Genomic DNA, 16763 nt, shown 5'->3' on the forward strand with positions numbered 1-16763 from the left:
AGACGTTGATCTCGCCCCACACCCCAGGCACCGCGAACGGCACCGAAGAGCTGGAGCGCAAAATCCGCGAGCTGGGTCCCTGGTTCCACAACCTGAAGCTGCGCGGGGTGAGCACCGCGCCCGAGCACTTCCTGGGCGACTATCCCGCCGTGAAGTGGCAGTCGTTCGCGCACGCCATCCCGGAAGATCTTACGGGAAAGACGGTGCTGGACGTGGGGTGCAACGCCGGCTTCTACAGCATGGAGATGAAGCGCCGCGGCGCCAGCCGGGTGGTGGGCATCGACAGCGAAGACCTGTACCTGACGCAGGCCCGCTTCGCCGCCGAAATCGAGGGCTACACCGACATCGAGTTCCACAACCTGTCGGTGTACGACGTGGCCAAGCTGGGGGAGAAGTTCGATTTCGTGATCTTCATGGGCGTGCTGTACCACCTGCGCCATCCCCTGCTCGCGCTTGACCTGCTGTACGAGCACGTGGTGGGCGACCTGCTGCTCTTCCAGAGCATGCAGCGCGGCGCCACGGAGGTGGAGCCGGTGGACCCCGACTACCACTTCTGGCAGCAGGACCACTTCCAGCGGCCCGGCTATCCGCAGATGTACTTCATCGAGCACCGCTACTGCGGCGACCCCACCAACTGGTGGGTGCCCAACGCGGCGGGTGCGGAGGCCATGCTGCGCAGCGCGGGCTTCGACATCCTGGAGCATCCCGAGCAGGAAGTGTATCTCTGCCGCCGCGGCACCATCACCGACAACGAGCCGCGGGCCGTGTATCCCGCGCGGGGAGGCTCGGGTTCGTGATCGAAGCGGCGATGGTATGGAACGAACCGAACAACACGTCGCACTGGGACTTCGGGGTAGACCCCGGGTGGCGGATCTTCGCGGAGATGGCCCGCGCCGCGGGTGACGCCATCCATGCGGAGGCGCCGAGCGTGCAGCGGGTGCTGGGGGGCATTTCACCCATCGACGCGCGCTTCATCGCCCACATGAAGGGGCTGGGGGTGCTGGACTCGATGGACGTGGTGGCGGTGCACGGGTTTCCGCTGGACTGGAACCTGTGGAGCATCGAAGACTGGCCGCAGCGGCTGGCGGCCGTCCAGGCGGTGACGGAGCTCCCCGTGTGGGTGACCGAGGTGGGCATCAGCACCTTCGCCGGCGACGCCGTGCAGGCCGAGGGGCTCACGCGCACGGCCGAGGTCCTGCGCGGCCGGGCCGACCGGGTGCACTGGTACAGCCTGTTCGACCTGCCGGGGCAGTGGGAGGCCACCACCCGCCACAAGCAGCGCGAGGGCTCGTCGTACTTCCGCCACTTCCACATGGGGCTGGTGCGCGAGGACGGCACCCCCAAGCCGGCGATGGACGTCTTCGCGCGGCACGCGGGCGAGCTGGGCATCTGCCAGTGGTTCCACTACGAAGACCACCGGCTGGACGACGCCGTGCGCTGGCTGAAGAAGCTGGGCGTCAGGAAGCTGCGGACCGGCCTCAGCTGGAGCGACGACGACCGCCCGAACTCGCTGGCCTGGTTCGACCGGCAGATGAAGGCGCTGGAGGAGTTCGACGTGACCGTCACCTTCTGCTTTACCCCCGAGCACCGCGGCATGGTGCCGCACTACACCAGCCCGCCGAAGGACGTCGGCGAGTTCGTGGACTTCTGTGCGCGAATGGTGCGCCGCTATGGGCGCTGACGCCCAGACCTTCTTCGGCTGGCTTCGCGGCTACGGGGCCACGCCGCGGGTGCTGGTAGCCGTCGCCCACCCCGACGACGAGACGGCCGGAACCGGCGCCGTGCTGGCGCGCCTGCCGGACGTGCGGCTGGTGTGCGCCACGGACGGCGCCCCGTTCGACCGCGCGCTCTGGGGAGACCCCACGCCGGCCACGCGCGAGGACTACGCCGCGCTTCGCCGACGGGAGCTGCGGTGTGCGCTGGCGATGGCGCGTCTTGGATGGGACTGCGTGGAGCAGTGGGACATCCCCGACCAGGACGCGTCGTCGGACCTGGCGGACCTGGCCCTGCGGATGCGCGACGCGCTCGCCTCCGACCTCCCCGAGGTGGTGCTCGCCCCCGCGTACGAGGGCGGCCACCCGGACCACGACGCCGTCTCCTTCGCCGTCCACGCCGCCTGCGCGCTGATGGCCCGGGACGGCGACCCCTATCCCGGCATCGTGGAGTTCCCGCTCTACCACGCCGTGGACGACCGCGTGGTGGCCGGCGCCTTCGCTCCCGGGCACGGGGGCGAGGAGGTGACGCTCACGCTGTCGGAGCGCGAGGTGGCCAACAAGGAACGCATGATGGCCTGCCACGCCTCCCAGCGCGACACGCTCGCCCTCTTCCCTCGCGACGCGGAGCGCTTCCGCCTCTCCCCCGGCCACGACTTCACCCGCCCGCCCCGCCCCGGCAAGCTGAACTACGAGCTGTGGGGATGGATGACGGGCGACGAGTGGCGCGCCCGGGCCGCCGAGGCCATCGCAGAGCTGGGGCTGGCGAGCCTGGACCTGCCCCGGGATCGGGGGAGCGCCGGCGCCGAAGCCGTACGGCCGAACGTGGTGATGTCTATGCCGCGGATCTATTCGCCGCCCCCGGGCTATGACGAGCCCGATCTGCGCCCCGCGCCGCCCGGGGGCGAAGCCGCCGCATGAGGCTGACGGTGATGACCGTGGCCTTTCCGTTCGCCCCCGTCAGCGGCACGCGCGGGGCGGGCTTTCTCACGCGGATGTAGCGCGCGGAAGAGTTGGGGATTGGACGATCAGTGGGACGGATGTTGTTCGTGGCGAACCGGGATCGATCACTTACGTGCAGAACGCGATGGATAGCAGGGATTCGACGCCTCTGATGGAGGCGGGCCGCTGATGACGATGGTAGCCACCCGCCGGCGCGCACCCGCGCCGGCACTCGCGCCGCTGGAGGTGGTGGAGCTTCCTTGGATCGAGGTCGCGGGATCGTACTTCCAGGACGACACCGGGGCGGCGTGGACGCCCATCGGCTACAACGATGCGCTCACGTGGCGGGAGCTGGGCCCGCTGTACGGCCGCAAGGACGTGGAAGCCGCCGACCGGCACCTGCGCTGGCTGGCGGAACATGGGGTTACCGTCATCCGCATGATGCTGGAGTGCGCGCACCAGGGAAAGTACCTGGAGCGGCCCATCGGGCGGTTCTCGCGGCCCGTGGTGCAGTTCTGGGACGACCTGGTGGCCCTGTGCTCACGCCACGGCCTGCGGCTGATGCTGACGCCGTACGACACCTTCTGGACGTGGATCCGCTGGGCGCACCACCCGCTCAATCGCGAGAAGGGCGGCCCGTGCAGCGGCCCCAACCAGCTGCTGCTGTGCCGGGACACGCGCCAGGCCGTCCGCGCCCGGCTGGCCTTCATGGTGCAGCGGTGGGGCGGCAGCGGCGTGGTGATGTCGTGGGACCTGTGGAACGAGATCCACCCCGCCCATGCCGATTCATGCCCGGACTGCGTCGACGTGATGAACCACTTCATCGCGGAGATGTCGGAGCACGTCCGCACGCTGGAGACGCGCCTGTACGGCCGGTCGCACCCGCAGACCGTGTCCATGTTCGGGCCGGAATTACGACAGCGTCCCCATCTCCCGCTGGCGGACGCGGTCTACCGGCATCCGTCGCTGGATTTCGCGTCCACGCACATCTACATGGCGGGAAGCATCGACGACCCCGTGGACACCGTGGCGGCGGCCATCGACACGGGCCGGCTGGTGCGCGAAGCGATGGGAGAGATCCGGGACGGGCGCCCGTACCTGGATACCGAGCACGGCCCCATCCATACCTTCAAGGACAAGAACAAGACCCTCCCCGAGGTCTTCGACGACGAGTACTTCCGCCACATGCAGTGGGCGCACCTGGCGTCGGGCGGGGCGGGCGGCGGCATGCGCTGGCCCAACCGCAAGGTGCACAAGCTGACGCCGGGAATGCGCCGGGCGCAGCAGGCCGTCACGGGCTTCCTGGGGCTGATCGACTGGCCGCGGTTCGAGCGCCGCAACCTGAACCACGAGATCCAGCTGGGGTCGTTGGGGCTGACCGTATGCGGCTGCGGCGACGAAACGCGGGCCGTGGTCTGGCTGCTCCGCACCGACTCGCTGGCCCCCGACGGTCGGGTGCGCACCGACGCCGAGCCGCTGGTCACACGCGTCGGCGTGCCGGGGCTGCAGCCGGGCCGCTACTCCGTCGTTGCATGGGACACGCGCGCCGGCGCGGAGCACGCCCGCGCCGAGGTGGCGGTCACGGGCGATGACGGATTGTGGATCGAGAACGTTTCCGTTACCACCGACCTGGCCCTGGCGATCCGCCGGAGGGAGTAGCTGCGGAGGCCGCGCGGAGGCAGGGAGAACGGCTGAGGGGCTGATACGCGGATCGACTCTCGCCCAAACGCCAAGGTCGCGGAGAAAGGCTGATTCCTCGCCAGTTCTCCGCGCCCCCGTGTGAGACGTTCTGTTCCTTATCGAACCGGAGCAGCCTCCGCACTCGGCGGGTTGCGGATGATGATGGTGTCGCGCGGCGCGGGTGTCGGCGGCGGCGGCACCGGCTGCTGCGGCTGTGGCTGCGGCGGCGGTTGCTGCGGCTGAGGCTGCGGCGGCGTCGGTTGCTGCGGCTGCGGCTGAGGCGGCTGCTGGGGCTGCGGCTGCTGAGGCTGCGGCTGCTGGGGTTGCGGCTGCTGCGGTTGCGGCTGCGGCTGGGTCTGCGGCGGCCGCTGGGGCTGCTGCGCAGGCGGACGCGCCGGCTGGCGGACCACCGGCCGACGGGTCGGCTGCCGGGGCTGCTGAGGCTGCGCGACGGGCACCCGAACGCCAGGGGCGCGCGGCTGCTGCGGCGCGGGCTGGCTGGTGGCCGGGGGAAACGCGGTCCCCGGGTTGGACGGCGTGGTGCCGGACGTGGCGGGTTCAGCGGGCTCATCGCCCGGGGAGGGCTCCGAGCTCTCGTCCGGGTTGCCGGACGACACGGGTGTGGACGGCTCGATCACCGTGCCGGTGACCACCTCGCCGGTCTCGCCGCTGCCCTCCACGGGCTCGCCTTCTTTCAGCGCGGTACCGGCGGTGTCCTTCTCGGGCTCACCCCCTCCTCCACCCGACATCATGGCCCACATGCCACCCGCGCCCAGCACCAGCGCGGCGATCAGCACGATCAGCCAGGTGTTGCTGCGCTTCGGCTTGGCCCCCGCGGTGCTGGGCGGCGGCAGCGGATCGCGGTCTACCGGGCCCGCCGCTACGGCCGCGGCAACAGGCCGCACGGGCGGTGCGACCGGTGGCGGCTCAGGCGCAGGAGAGGATTCCGCGGGCGCCACGACGGTGCCATCATCCACGTCGTCCATCGCCGCGACGCCCATGGCGGCACCGGCCATCGCCGCGGGGGCGATCGCCGTCTCGTCGTCCTCGCGCATTGCCGCGTCCAGTGCGTCGGCGAAGGAGTCGGCGTCGGGGTAGCGGTCGGAGGCCTTTTCCGACATCGCCCGCATCAGCACCTCGTCCACCGCCGCGGGCACCTCGGCGTTCAGCTCGCGGATGGGACGGCGCACCTTCCAGGTGGTGGGCACCTGCCCCGCCTCTTCCACGAACGGCCGCTCGCCCGTCAGAAGCTGGTAGCCCACCACGCCCAGGCTGAACACGTCGGACGCGGCGGTCAGGTTGCGGTCGCCCCGCAGCTGCTCCGGCGAGGCGAACGCGGGCGACAGCGGGGTGGAGCCCATTCCGCGGGTGACCGTCTGGTCGTCCTCGATCACCTGGGCGATGCCGTAGTCCACCAGGCACACGCGCGGCTCGCCCCCGCGCGCCTCGGCCAGGAAGATGTTCCCCGGCTTGACGTCGCGGTGGATCAATCCCTCGCGGTGCCCCACCGCCAGCCCCTCGGCGGTGTCGCGCAGGATGCGGATGGCCTGTTCGGTCGGTGGCGGCCCCTGGGTGGCCAGGTACTGCGACAGGTTCTCGCCAACCAGCAGCTCCATCACCAGGAAGTCCAGCCCCAGCTCCGGGTCGGTGCCCACGTCGTGCACCGTCACCAGGTTGGGGTGGTGCGGCAGGCTGGCCGCGGCCTGCGCCTCCTGGTGCAGGCGCTGGCGAAGCTGCTCGCGCGCGGCGGCATCCACGGCGGTGAGCGTGATGACCTTTACGGCCACGGGACGGCTCAGGCGAAGGTCGGTGGCGCGGTACACCACCGCGAACCCTCCCCGGCCGATCACGTCTTCGATCTCGTAGCGCTTCACCAGCGTGTGGCCGGTGAGCAGGCCTTCCAATCCAGCCATGGTCTCCTGGCGGGTTTCGCCGCCGGCTCCGCTGCCGGCCAGCCCTTCCCGTTCGGCAAGATGCGAACCGGCGCGCCGCGCGCCGTTTCGGGAGGGGACACAACGAAAACGCCGACCCGCAAAAAACTGGGCCGGCGACGCGTGTTTCCCTCAGCTGCTCTAGCCGCGGCTGCCTTTCCGCTGCCTTTCCTCCCACTGTGCGATCGTGAGCTTTACCTCCACGCGGCGGGTGCGGGTGTCCTCGCGGTCGTCGCGGTTGGGCTGGTACACCTTCGCGATGAACGGGCGGGGCGTGCGCTCCAGCACCGACAGGATTTCGGGGAGGCAGCGAAGGAAGTTGCGGGCTTTGTCTTCCGCGGTGCAGTGCCCGCCGGAAAGGCAGAACACCGCGGCGCCCGACGTCATGATCGCCTCCACCTCCAGCCTGTCACGCGCGATGCGGATGTCGGGAGAGATGATCGGCCACCCGCGCCGGGCAACCTCGGGCATCCAGTCCACATCGTCCGCCGCGGGCGGAAAGTAGTCCTGGTGCAGGTGCACCACGACGCCGTTCTCGCGAAGCAGGCGCGGAAAGGTGTTTACGCCCAGGTTGCGGTCCGCGAAGAACTCCACGTCACGCGGCACGCTCGAACAGCACCGCGGCGTTGATCTGCGGCTCCGTGATGCCGTAGTCGTCCACGAGTGCCGCTACGCTCTCGCCTGCGTCGATGCGCTGCACGAGAACGGCTGTGCGAATGCCGGAACCCGCCACCGTCGGCCTGCCGAACGAAACCCTCGGGTCGATGACCACGGTCCTGCTCTCCCGCTCCCTGCCGTGACCGATGAACGGGTACAGCCGGATGGGAATGGCGCGGCTGTCACGCTCCACCCGTTCCAGGTGCGCCGCGAGGAGCTGCTTGACCGCAAGCTGCCCGGACTTGCTGAGGTTGATCAGGCTTCCCAGGTGATCCAGGAAGATGTCGCCCCCGGCGGTCTGCATTTCCTCACTCAGCAGCAGGCGCTGGATGCCGAGTTCCTTTTCGGCGTACGTGATGGCAGGCCTGACGTGCTTCAGCGGCACCGCGTGACGCGTGCGCAGCGCCCGAAGCACGTGGGCCTCGACAAGGTTGTAGAACGAGAGCCGCGAGCCGTTCGCGTCCGCGGGCGTGATCAGCGGCTCGAACGAGCCGACGCCGTCCTGGCGCGGGTACTTCCGGCCCACCACCCACGAGCGAACGGTCGCGGCGGGAACCCCCAGATACCGGGCTGCATCCGCGAATCCATAGGCGGGCAGTTCGCGGGGGTCGCGGCCGTCGTACATCGCGCTCGAGCGCATCAGGGCACCGGTTGAGGGAGCGGCTTCGTCCATCCTAAATATAGACGGTCGGGCCGATCAGGGCCACGCCGACGTTTTCCCACCCCTACCCGCGGCAGCGGAAAGGGTTCTCGTCGGGATTGGCGCTGGTCAGGTCCACGCGCGCGGTGTCGCCGCCGCGCACGCGCACGTCGGCCAGCCAGGTCCAGCGCTCGCCGACGATGGTGGTGTCGGCCCAGACGCGGTACTCGCCGGGGGGCACGCTGTCGAACGCGAAGCGGGCCTGCGCGCTGGCCCGGGTAGACCGCGTGCGGCGCGCCTGCAGAATGCGCCCGCGCTCCTGCCAGGCACGCGCGTGCGCCGCGGCGAGGGCGGCCGAGTCGGCTGCCTGGCGCGGGGGGCACAGCTTCGCCAGCGCCGAATCGACCTGCAGCTCGTCACCCGTCACCAGGTGAACGGGCATGCCGGCGAGGTTCACCTCCGATTCCAACTGGACCAGGAAGGCCTCCCCGGTAACGACGCCTGGGCCATCGTCTCCACAGGCCGCCAGAGCGATGACGGTTCCGGCGGCGGCGAGGCAGAGACGCGAGATCGATCGCATGGTGTCCGATGGAGGCAATCGGGTGAAGGAACGGACGTCATCGGTGGACGATCCTGCACGATCCGGGCAACGTATCAGACCGCCGGAATCTGCCGCCATACCCTTTCCTCCTCCGTGCTCTCCATGTCATCCGCGACACCACCTTCATCCCTGCAGCAACTGCCGGCCCGCATCTAAGCAGCGCTCTTGCCGCAACTTCCAACACCAACCCACCTCAGCACCCTGCCGGGATGGGATAGGTGTAGAAAAGGATGATGCTGCGGCTCTCCCCAAACGGAGTCAATTGAGAAAACAACAATCCTCCGGCAAGGCGATTGCTACGGGTGTACAAGCGGCCGGGTTAGAGATGTTCAACGCCAACTTGGGAATGTGTCATGTCCACGGTAACGACGGATAACTGTCTCGTATGTGGCACTCCCGCGCAGCAGAGTCGCCCCGATGAATACAACAACAAACAGTTGCGCGTGGAATGCCCCCGATGTGGCACCTACCGCCTGTCGGAGAGGACGCATCACGAGATGGTTAGTCTACTACACCGGATTCCGGAAACGGGCGCGAACCCGCCGCTTCTACCCAATGTTGAGGATATGTCTGCTCTCATCCGCGAACGGTATGACGCAAGCGGCGGGCAAGACGTCTATCTGGAAGATTGGGCTGAGTTCTGGAGCGAAACGAACCAGCGTGCCGCAGCTAGGTTGCATCGACGGTTCACCTAGACTAGTGCCTGATCAAACAGCTTGCCGCCTCGCCGGGGGTAGGAGGCTATCTACCCCCCACGGGCCCGCCGTGCCCGAATGTTTTAACCACGATCTTCGTCGGTTTTGGTTGGCCGAGCCGTCTGTACCCTTGCAATTGCTCAGAACGCAACAGATAAATAGCTATGTGCCTCCTGTTGGCTGACAATCCACCACCCTTCTCAGAAGCGCCAATGACACCCCAAAGACGGTACTTCTTTGCTAACGGGGCTGAACGGTACCCGTTGAAGGAGTGGGTTCGCCAGCATCCGGAGGTTTTGCCTCCCGGCTTCGATCCGAACAAGCCGGGGACAACGACGCACCAGATGAGAGATGCACTTAAACGTGTCGGATGGACAGTCAAAGAAACGGATACCGAAGTTCATTTGAGTCCACCCGGTGAGTCGGTGCCCGCTGCGGATCGGCCGCATACCCACGTTGTTTACAACGACGCACAGACGGGTGAGATACAGTCGGTGCGCTTGGCGGCGCGGCCGGAGTACGGCGAACATGGTGAGTTGCGGGTGGGCGGGTGCTTCTGGAAACGGGGGATGTACTTGCAGGTGATAGACGAAAGCGAAGGGACGCCAGAACAGGCTTAACCGTTGTAGTTAGGGTACTGCAAGCGAGTGGGTCAGATATTTTCGGCGGCAGAATAGGGTATAACATCAAAGGATTACAAACAATTTTAGGATTCCTTCGGGCGCAGTTGCTATGGCCGGAGATACGGTTTGATAACCTGCGTCTTGGGCAAACTCGGGCCCAAGGTCCGTCGCCTGCCCGGGCAACTCTGGTTTTGACCAGTGCCGAACAACTAAGTTGCGGCTACACCTGCGGGACGCGGACTCAACTTCCAACCAAGCGAGCAAGCCGTGGAACCACTGGAATTTCGCATTGTGGGCGGGGGAGACCGCCAATCTTTCGAAGAGGAAGTAAACCAACTACTCGGGGACGGATGGACGCTACACGGCTCGCCGTCGGTAGTTGTTACGGCGCAGATGACGCACGGTAGTCCCGGCTATCCGGTCGGCATGTTCTACTACTCACAGGCTCTGACGAAGCCTCGCGAAAAGGGGCCTTCGGTCTACGAGAAGCGTGGTGTCCTGTCGTTCTGAATGGCAGCCCCGCCGGGCGGCTCGCCCGGCGAGGCTGTTGATTCTAAACTGTCCCTTCTCCTTTGCCCGCTAAGCGGGGTAAACCTGCTAACCTCAGTCGGTGGGTGGGATTGGTTCTGGGATAGGTGGGGCGGCAAACTAGAGGGCATTTCGGCCTCTGGATCCGGTTGGCTCGTCCGGAACATCTAGGTTTTACAAGGGCTTCTGGCTTCCTCGCCGTTTACTCCGTGTCCTCCGTGCGAGACCGCCGTCGCAGCGCGTGCCGGTGCGTGTGAGTTCCGGGCGTGGCGCGGAGTGTGTGGCGGATCCCTCGGTCGCTGCCGTCTCCGGCGCGCGGGCAGGTTTGGCGTGGCCGCTCCTCGGGATGACAGACGGCTGTGTGGGTGGGCCTGCCGAAGCGCGGTCGAATTCTCCCCTCTCCCGCTTGCGGGAGAGGGGCCGGGGGTGAGGGCAGCCGGGGAATGCGCCGGAGCCCGCCAAAACGCATCGACGACGGCGAACATTCTTGCGCGGACGGCGGCGGCGGCGCAGAGTGCAGTCATCCGCCACGCTTCCTCCCGCACGAGCCGCCATGAGCGACACGCTTGCCGCAACGCGCCCCCTGGCGCCCGCCATCGAGCCCGCCGTGCCGCCCAGGCCCGAGCGGCTGGTGTCGCTCGACGTGTTCCGCGGGGCGACCGTCGCGGCGATGCTGCTGGTGAACAACCCGGGTACGTGGAGCGCGGTCTACGACCCGCTGGAGCACGCCGCGTGGCACGGGTGGACGCCCACGGACCTGATCTTTCCGTTCTTCCTGTTCATCGTGGGCGTGTCGATGGCGTTCTCGCTCCTCCCGCGCCTGGAGGCTGGCGACGCGCCCGGCCGCCTGTTCGCGCGGGCGGCCAAGCGGTCCGCCATCCTGGTGCTGCTGGGCCTGCTGCTGACGGCGTTTCCCTACTACAACCTGGACCTGGCGCACCTGCGGCTCCCCGGCGTGCTGCAGCGCATCGGCCTGGCGTTCCTGCTGGCCTCCGCCGTGGTGCTCTTCACCCGCCACCGCGCGCAAATCGGCATCACCGCGGCGCTGCTGCTGGGCTACTGGGCGGCGATGATGCTGGTGTCCGTTCCCGGCTACGGCGCGGGCGACCTGGGCAAGGACGGCAATTTGGCCGCGTACGTGGACCGTGCGGTGCTGGGCACCGACCACCTGTGGAAGTCGGCGAAGACGTGGGATCCCGAGGGGCTGCTGAGCACGCTGCCCGCCGTGGCGACGGTGCTGCTGGGGGTATTCGCGGGGCGGTGGATGAGGTCGCCGCGATCCCCCGCCGACCGGCTGGTGGGGCTGTTCCTGGCGGGTACGGCGGCCGTGACGCTCGGGTGGATGTGGAACGAGGTGTTCCCCATCAACAAGGCGCTGTGGACCAGCTCGTACGTGCTGCTGACGGCCGGGCTGGCGCTGCACGCGCTGGCCGTCTGCTACTGGATGGTGGACGTGCGGGGATGGCGGCGCTGGGCCGGGCCCTTCGTATGGTTCGGGATGAACGCCATCGCGGCGTTCTTCCTGTCGGGCATCGTCGCGCGCCTGCTGGGGATGATCAAGCCGGGCGGCGTGGCCCTCAAGCAGCGGATCTTCGACACGGCGTTCGATTCGTGGCTGCCCGCGCACGACGCGTCCCTGGCGTTCGCTCTCTGCTTCGTGGCCCTCTTCACCGGCCTGATGGGCCTGATGTACCGCCGCCAGCTCTTCATCAAGGTCTGATCGCCGCGCGAATCGGCGACGAGAAGGGCGCGCATCCCGTTTCGAGGGGATGTGCACCCTTCGCTCAGCGCGGCGCCACGATGGGCGTGATCCACTCCCGGGTGAGCAGGCCGAAGACGAGCAGCGCCATCAGCAGGCTGAAGACGATGATCACCATCCACATGCACCCGCTGAAGCCGCACCCGCCCGGCGGCCGGTACGCCTCCGGCGGAAGAGGTACCACTCCGTCCGGCAGCTCGTGCTCCCCTCGTCCATCCCCCCGCTCCGCCATCTACGCTCCGCCGATTTCCTGGATCTCGTCAGATTCCACCACCCGCACGCCCGGCGGCGCCTGCTTGGCCAGACGCACCATGGCCCGGGCCACCACCGCCGCGTCGATCGCGCGGTAGCGCCGCAGCGGCCCCACGAACGCCGGCCCGAGCGCCGACATCACCCGCTGCGCCACCGCTTCCACGGGCCGCCGCTCGCCGCGCTGCCCCAGCAGCTGCGAGGGGCGCAGGATCACCGTCGATCCAAACGGAAGCGAGGTCACCGCCTCCTCTGCCTGGCCCTTCACGCGGCTGTAGAAGAAGGGCGACTTCACCCCGGCACCCGCCGACGTGACGAGAAGATAACGCGTGGCGCCCTGCTCCGCCGCCAGCCGGGCGCTCAGGGCCACCGCATCCAGGTCCACTGCGCTGAATGCCTCGCGAGAGCCGGCGGTGCGCAGCGTGGTGCCCAGGCAGCAGAACACGTCGTCCACCGCGAACGCGCCCGCGTGCTCGGCCATGCCCTCCAGGGGAGCGACGTGCTCGGTCAGCTTGGGGTGGCGCTGCCCGGTGGGACGGCGGCCCAGGACGACGACCCGTTCGTACGACGGATCGTCCAGCAGCAGGCGAAGCACGTGGCCGCCGACCAGCCCGGTCGCGCCCAGCAGCAGCGCCGACGCGGGCCGGCCGGCGGCCGGTGCAGGGGGCGTGTCGGACAGGTTCAGCTCTCCCCGGCGGTGGACTGGGCCTCGGGCTTCTCGGGCTCCATCCCCGGCGTCACGCGGTTGGCGAGTGCGTCGGTGTACACCTGGCGCCACTCGTTCAGCTGGCGCTGCGCGGTGGTGTCGGAATCGGAGGTCATGCTGGCGGGCAGCATCATCAGTCCGCTCGCGCCGGCGAAGGAGACGGTCATCCACATCTCGTCCGTCACGTTGGGCCGGGCCTGGCGCAGCACCTGGAAGTTGCGCACGGCCGATCCGCCGGTCTGCATCTGCTCCTTGGCCTGCCGCTCCATGTCGTCGGCGTTGCGGATCATCTCGGCGATCTGCTCGTCGCTGAAGCCGGGCTGGCCGCGGTACGACTCGGCGCTCTGCCGCATGGTCTGCGCCTGCTGCACCATGCTCTCCAGCATCGGCTTGGTCATGATGTAGGCCGAAACCTCGCCCATCCGCTCGCGCACCCACTCCATCTCGGCGGGGTTGTAGCCCAGCGTGCGCGAGGCGCGCGGGTAGCTGTCCACGATCAGCTGGCTGTAGTCGTTGATCAGGCTGCCGGCCGCGGCCACGTTCCGCAGCCCGTTCATCACCCCGCCCTTCTGTTCGCGCTGCTCCATGGCCAGCGCCTGTTTCCGCAGCCCCGGGGCCTCGTCGCGGATCAGGTCGTACTGCAGCAGGCTGGCCTTCAGGTAGGCCTCCACCTGCCGCGGCGTCAGCACGCTGTCGGCGGGGGCCTGAAAGCTGGCGACTTCCTTTTCCGTGGGCGTGATGGAGGTGGTCTGGTCCACGTCCGACGGCTTGGCCGTCATCTCGCCGGGCTCGTCGCCACCGCAGGCAGCGGCAAGGAACAGCAGGCCCGCGGCGGCGGCGCGGCGGGGAAGGAGGGCGGAATAGTTCATCGCGGGGACCTCGGCCGTGAGGGAACGGTGCCCGGAACCGGGCGGAAGGAACGCGCACCGGCCTGGCGCGCGCGTGGAACGAACTGGCTAGGGTGCGCGCGGCGAGCCCCCCTGTCAAGTGTTTCGTTGCAACCCTGTTCCGTTTCCGGCCGTGCGTGTACAATGCACGGCGCCGGCGGCATCACCGCCGACGATCATCCCCGAAACCCCACATCGAATCCCATGAAAACGATCCTTGCCGCCACCCTGGCCCTGGGCCTTGCCGCCTGCGCCACGGCGAACACCGGCACCCCGGCGCCTGAGACCACGGCCACCACCATGACCACCACGGTGGCCACGACGCCATCGGCCGCGCTGAACCCGGTGGGCGCGTACGAGTTCGCCACGCAGGTGGGCGGGCAGGACGTCACGGGCACGATGGAGATCACCGGCACCCCGGGCGCCTACACCGGACGCCTCGTCACGAACCACTTTCCGGAGTTTCCCGTGCGCTCGGCCTCCGCGGCGGGGCAGGAGATGACGGTAGTGGCGGAGACGCCCAACGGCAACGTGACGTTCCGGCTGACGTTCACCGGCAACGCCTTTACCGGCGGCTGGACGCAGGGCGGCGACAGCGGCGCCATCACCGGCCGGCGGACGCGCTGATCGACGGGCGGATCACACGACGGGGGCGGCTCCAGGTCGGAGCCGCCCCCGTTTGCTTCTATTCCCCAGCCCCGCCGTACAGTCCCCGGTAGATTGCCGTGTTCCGGGTGAGGATCTTTACGTAGTCGCGCGTTTCCTGGAACGGGATGCGCTCCGTGAACAGCTCCTCGTCGCGGTACTCCGGCAGCTGCCGCCACCGCGTCACCCGCGCCGGGCCCGCGTTGTAGGCGCTGAACACACTCGGCAGCGAACCGCGGTAGGCCCGCATCTGGTCCGCCAGGAACCGCGTGCCCAGTGCGACGTTGATCTCCGGGTTGTAGAGCAGCTCGGCGTTCCACTGCCGCAGCCCGGCGCCGGTGGCCAGCCCGCGCCCCGTTTCGGGCATCACCTGCATCAGCCCGCGGGCGCCGGGGCCGCTGACGGCCTTGTGGTTGAACCACGACTCCTGGCGGATCATGGCCGCCACCAGCGCCGGCTGCAGGTCGTTGCGGCGCGCCTCGCCGTCGATGATCCCCCGGTACGGCAGCGGATAGAGGATGCGCAGCAGGCGCGCGCTCACCGGCTCTCCGCCCTCCTGCATCTTGATGGCGACGCGGATGCCCGCCGACGTGTATCCCCGCTCGTTGACGGCTTCGGCCAGGGGATAGAGGACGGCCCGGTCCTCGCCCGCCTCGCGGATCCGCCGGTCTACCTCGGCCGCGGCCTCGGTGTCGAGCCCGGCCGCGCGCAGCAGGTCCACGCCGTACATCCATCCCGCCACCTTGTCGCGCGCCGCCGCGTCGTCCGCCGGGTCCGGCCGCAGGGGGATGGGCCAGTACGGCTGGCGCAGGCGCTCGGCGGACCGCAGGGCGTAGTACGACAGCGGCTCGCGGGTGCGTACCTCGCGGTACAGCGCCCCGGCCCCGGCGCTGTCGCCGCGGGCGGCGCGGGCACGGGCGGCCCAGTACGCCGCCTGGGGCCAGAAGCTGCCGGATGGCGTGCGCGTGCGGTACTGGTCGAACGCCGCCGCCGCCCCCGCGTAGTCGCGCGCCAGGAACGCCATCCCGCCCAGCCGCATCAGCGCCAGCCCTGCACGCTCCGTGGCGGGAAAGCGGTCCGCCACGCGGCGGTACGCGGCGCGCGCCCCGACCGCGTCTCCCGCGTCGTGGCTCATGTCGGCCACCATGAACAGCGCCTCGGCGGCGGGCGCCGCGCCGGGGAACCGATCGGCCGCGCTCACCCAGGTCTGCCGCGCCTGGTCGCGCGCGCCGCGGCGGAACTGCGCCCGCCCGGTGACGTACAGCGCCTGCGCCGCCGTCTCGGGCGCGGCGCCGAACAGCGGACGCGCCGCCGCATCCACCTCGGCGTAGCGCCCGGCCGCGAACAGCGCGTTCGCCAGCCGCAGCCGCACCGCGGCGTCGGCGGGGTTGGCGGCGAGCCAGGCGCGGTAGCCGTCCGCCGCGCGCGCCTTGTTGCCGTGCCGGTCGTACACCGTGGCGATCGCCAGCCGGTCCGCGGGGGTCAGCCCCGGCATCGTGCCGATGGTCCGCGCGGCCTCGATGGCGGGCGCGCTCGCCGGCGCCTCGCGCATGGCCGCGCGCAGCAGCTCCATCGCCGCGGCCGCGTCCCCCGCCGCCCGCGCCCCGCGCGCCGCCGACACGGCCATATCCGCGCGCTCCCCGGGTTCGGTCGCCTGCTCGCGGAAGCGCAGGGCCAACGCACGCGCGCCTGCCGGGTCGTTCGCCACCAGGTGCGCCTGCAGTCGCGCGCGGCGCCCGCGCGAGGGTGAGGGAAGATCCTCCGCGTCGTCCAGAAACGCGCGCACCCGCGCCGTGTCGCCGCGGCTGGCCAGCGCCTCGGCGGCAAGGATGGTCACCCACCCCGACACCGCCGGCACGTGCGTGCGGGCGTGGTCCAGCGCGCGGATGCCGTCGTCCGCGCGGCCGGCGCGCAGCAGCGCCAGCGCGTGCCGCAGCTCGCCGACGGCGCGCTCGCCGCGAAGTGCGGCCGTCCCCGTGTCTGCCCGCAGCCGCACGTAGCGGGCGTAGGCTTCGGCCGCCTCGTTCCACTTTCCCTGCTCTTCGCGCGCGCGGCCCAGCAGGTACCACCCGTCGCCGCCGCCCACGCGCTCCAGCCAGGGCTTGCCTTCCAGCAGCCCGCGGACGTTGTCCCATCCGCCCCACCCCGCCTCGGCCTTGGCGGCGACGAGAAGAAGCTCGGGGTCGCTGTCCGGGCTGGTGAGCTCACGTAGCCGGCGAGCCGCGCGCCAGTTTCGGCCATCGCGCAGCAGCTCGGCCACGTCGCGCGGCACGTCGATGTGAATCCCCTGAACGGCCTCGGCGGCGGCGGCCGGGGCGCGGGGGCGCTCAGGAGCGTCGCTGGCGTCGCCCAGGCGAACGGCGGCCCACACCAGGATGGGCACGAGCAGGATGCTGACGGCGGCGACGATCTGGTGGCGACGGGTCATGGGCTTTCGCGCGGGTGACTGCCTTCGGTGCGCGCGGCGGGCTGCGAATCGTGTGCCCGGGTGGGCGCGGCACCGTCGTT

General features: G+C 69.6%; 15 protein-coding genes. 7 read left to right on the plus strand and 8 right to left on the minus strand.

Annotation, left to right across the window (positions count from 1 at the left end; translation table 11 throughout):
* The first annotated feature begins 5 nt into the window (after positions 1–5).
* The 4 genes from VGB24_RS00080 to VGB24_RS00095 all read left to right on the plus strand — a co-directional run bounded on the left by VGB24_RS00080 (position 6) and on the right by VGB24_RS00095 (position 4313).
* Positions 6–797 carry a TIGR04290 family methyltransferase gene (locus VGB24_RS00080; protein WP_331070915.1) on the plus strand — a complete coding sequence of 264 codons (792 nt, stop codon included), beginning with the start codon at positions 6–8 and terminating at the stop codon, positions 795–797.
* Positions 794–1681, plus strand: a complete 888-nt coding sequence (locus VGB24_RS00085; RefSeq protein WP_349263878.1) for a glycosyl hydrolase — start codon at positions 794–796, stop codon at positions 1679–1681. The genes VGB24_RS00080 and VGB24_RS00085 overlap by 4 nt, the downstream gene beginning before the upstream one ends.
* Positions 1671–2633 (plus strand): PIG-L family deacetylase, encoded by a 963-nt coding sequence (locus tag VGB24_RS00090; protein WP_331070917.1) that lies wholly within the window; start codon positions 1671–1673, stop codon positions 2631–2633. The genes VGB24_RS00085 and VGB24_RS00090 overlap by 11 nt, the downstream gene beginning before the upstream one ends.
* A 210-nt stretch (positions 2634–2843) precedes the next feature.
* Positions 2844–4313 carry a hypothetical protein gene (locus tag VGB24_RS00095; RefSeq protein WP_331070918.1) on the plus strand — a complete coding sequence of 490 codons (1470 nt, stop codon included), beginning with the start codon at positions 2844–2846 and terminating at the stop codon, positions 4311–4313.
* 137 nt (positions 4314–4450) lie between these two features.
* On the opposite strand, the gene VGB24_RS00100 is transcribed toward VGB24_RS00095, so the two are convergent.
* From VGB24_RS00100 to VGB24_RS00115, 4 genes are all read right to left on the minus strand, one after another.
* Positions 4451–6247, minus strand: a complete 1797-nt coding sequence (locus VGB24_RS00100; RefSeq protein WP_331070919.1) for a serine/threonine-protein kinase — start codon at positions 6245–6247, stop codon at positions 4451–4453.
* 159 nt (positions 6248–6406) lie between these two features.
* Entirely contained in the window at positions 6407–6871 is a 465-nt protein-coding gene (locus tag VGB24_RS00105; protein WP_331070920.1) for a hypothetical protein, read from the minus strand.
* Positions 6861–7562: a DUF433 domain-containing protein gene (locus VGB24_RS00110; protein ID WP_331070921.1), complete on the minus strand. Its 702-nt coding sequence runs from the start codon at positions 7560–7562 to the stop codon at positions 6861–6863. The genes VGB24_RS00105 and VGB24_RS00110 overlap by 11 nt, the downstream gene beginning before the upstream one ends.
* A gap of 85 nt (positions 7563–7647) precedes the next feature.
* A complete protein-coding gene (locus VGB24_RS00115) occupies positions 7648–8019 on the minus strand; it encodes a carboxypeptidase-like regulatory domain-containing protein (RefSeq protein WP_331070922.1) in 372 nt (123 codons plus the stop codon).
* Between the two features lie 1753 nt (positions 8020–9772).
* Here VGB24_RS00115 and VGB24_RS25395 point away from each other — a divergent pair.
* Entirely contained in the window at positions 9773–9991 is a 219-nt protein-coding gene (locus VGB24_RS25395; protein ID WP_414676684.1) for a DUF1737 domain-containing protein, read from the plus strand.
* Positions 9992–10562: 571 nt separating this feature from the next.
* Positions 10563–11729, plus strand: coding sequence for an acyltransferase family protein (locus tag VGB24_RS00120; protein WP_331070923.1), 1167 nt, complete (start codon positions 10563–10565; stop codon positions 11727–11729).
* A 64-nt stretch (positions 11730–11793) separates the two neighbouring features.
* Here the strand turns inward: VGB24_RS00120 and VGB24_RS00125 are convergent, their stop codons facing one another.
* Genes VGB24_RS00125 through VGB24_RS00135 form a run of 3 tightly spaced genes read right to left on the minus strand, consistent with a single transcriptional unit; the run spans position 11794 to position 13592 of the window.
* Complete coding sequence (locus tag VGB24_RS00125) at positions 11794–12000, minus strand: hypothetical protein (protein ID WP_331070924.1); 207 nt, start codon at positions 11998–12000, stop codon at positions 11794–11796.
* Positions 12001–12702: an NAD(P)H-binding protein gene (locus VGB24_RS00130; protein WP_349263880.1), complete on the minus strand. Its 702-nt coding sequence runs from the start codon at positions 12700–12702 to the stop codon at positions 12001–12003.
* Positions 12699–13592, minus strand: coding sequence for a hypothetical protein (locus VGB24_RS00135; protein WP_331070926.1), 894 nt, complete (start codon positions 13590–13592; stop codon positions 12699–12701). Before VGB24_RS00135 ends, VGB24_RS00130 begins: the two co-directional genes overlap by 4 nt.
* Positions 13593–13814: 222 nt before the next feature.
* Here VGB24_RS00135 and VGB24_RS00140 point away from each other — a divergent pair, with 222 nt between their 5' ends.
* Entirely contained in the window at positions 13815–14237 is a 423-nt protein-coding gene (locus VGB24_RS00140) for a hypothetical protein (protein ID WP_331070927.1), read from the plus strand.
* A 58-nt stretch (positions 14238–14295) separates the two neighbouring features.
* Here VGB24_RS00140 and VGB24_RS00145 read toward each other — a convergent pair whose 3' ends face one another.
* On the minus strand, positions 14296–16683 hold the full coding sequence (locus tag VGB24_RS00145) for a transglycosylase SLT domain-containing protein (protein ID WP_331070928.1): 2388 nt from the start codon (positions 16681–16683) through the stop codon (positions 14296–14298).
* Positions 16684–16763 lie beyond the last annotated feature (80 nt).

Origin of the sequence: Longimicrobium sp., from assembly GCF_036399935.1 — a bacterium.
In the GTDB taxonomy this organism is placed as follows: Bacteria; Gemmatimonadota; Gemmatimonadetes; order Longimicrobiales; family Longimicrobiaceae; genus Longimicrobium.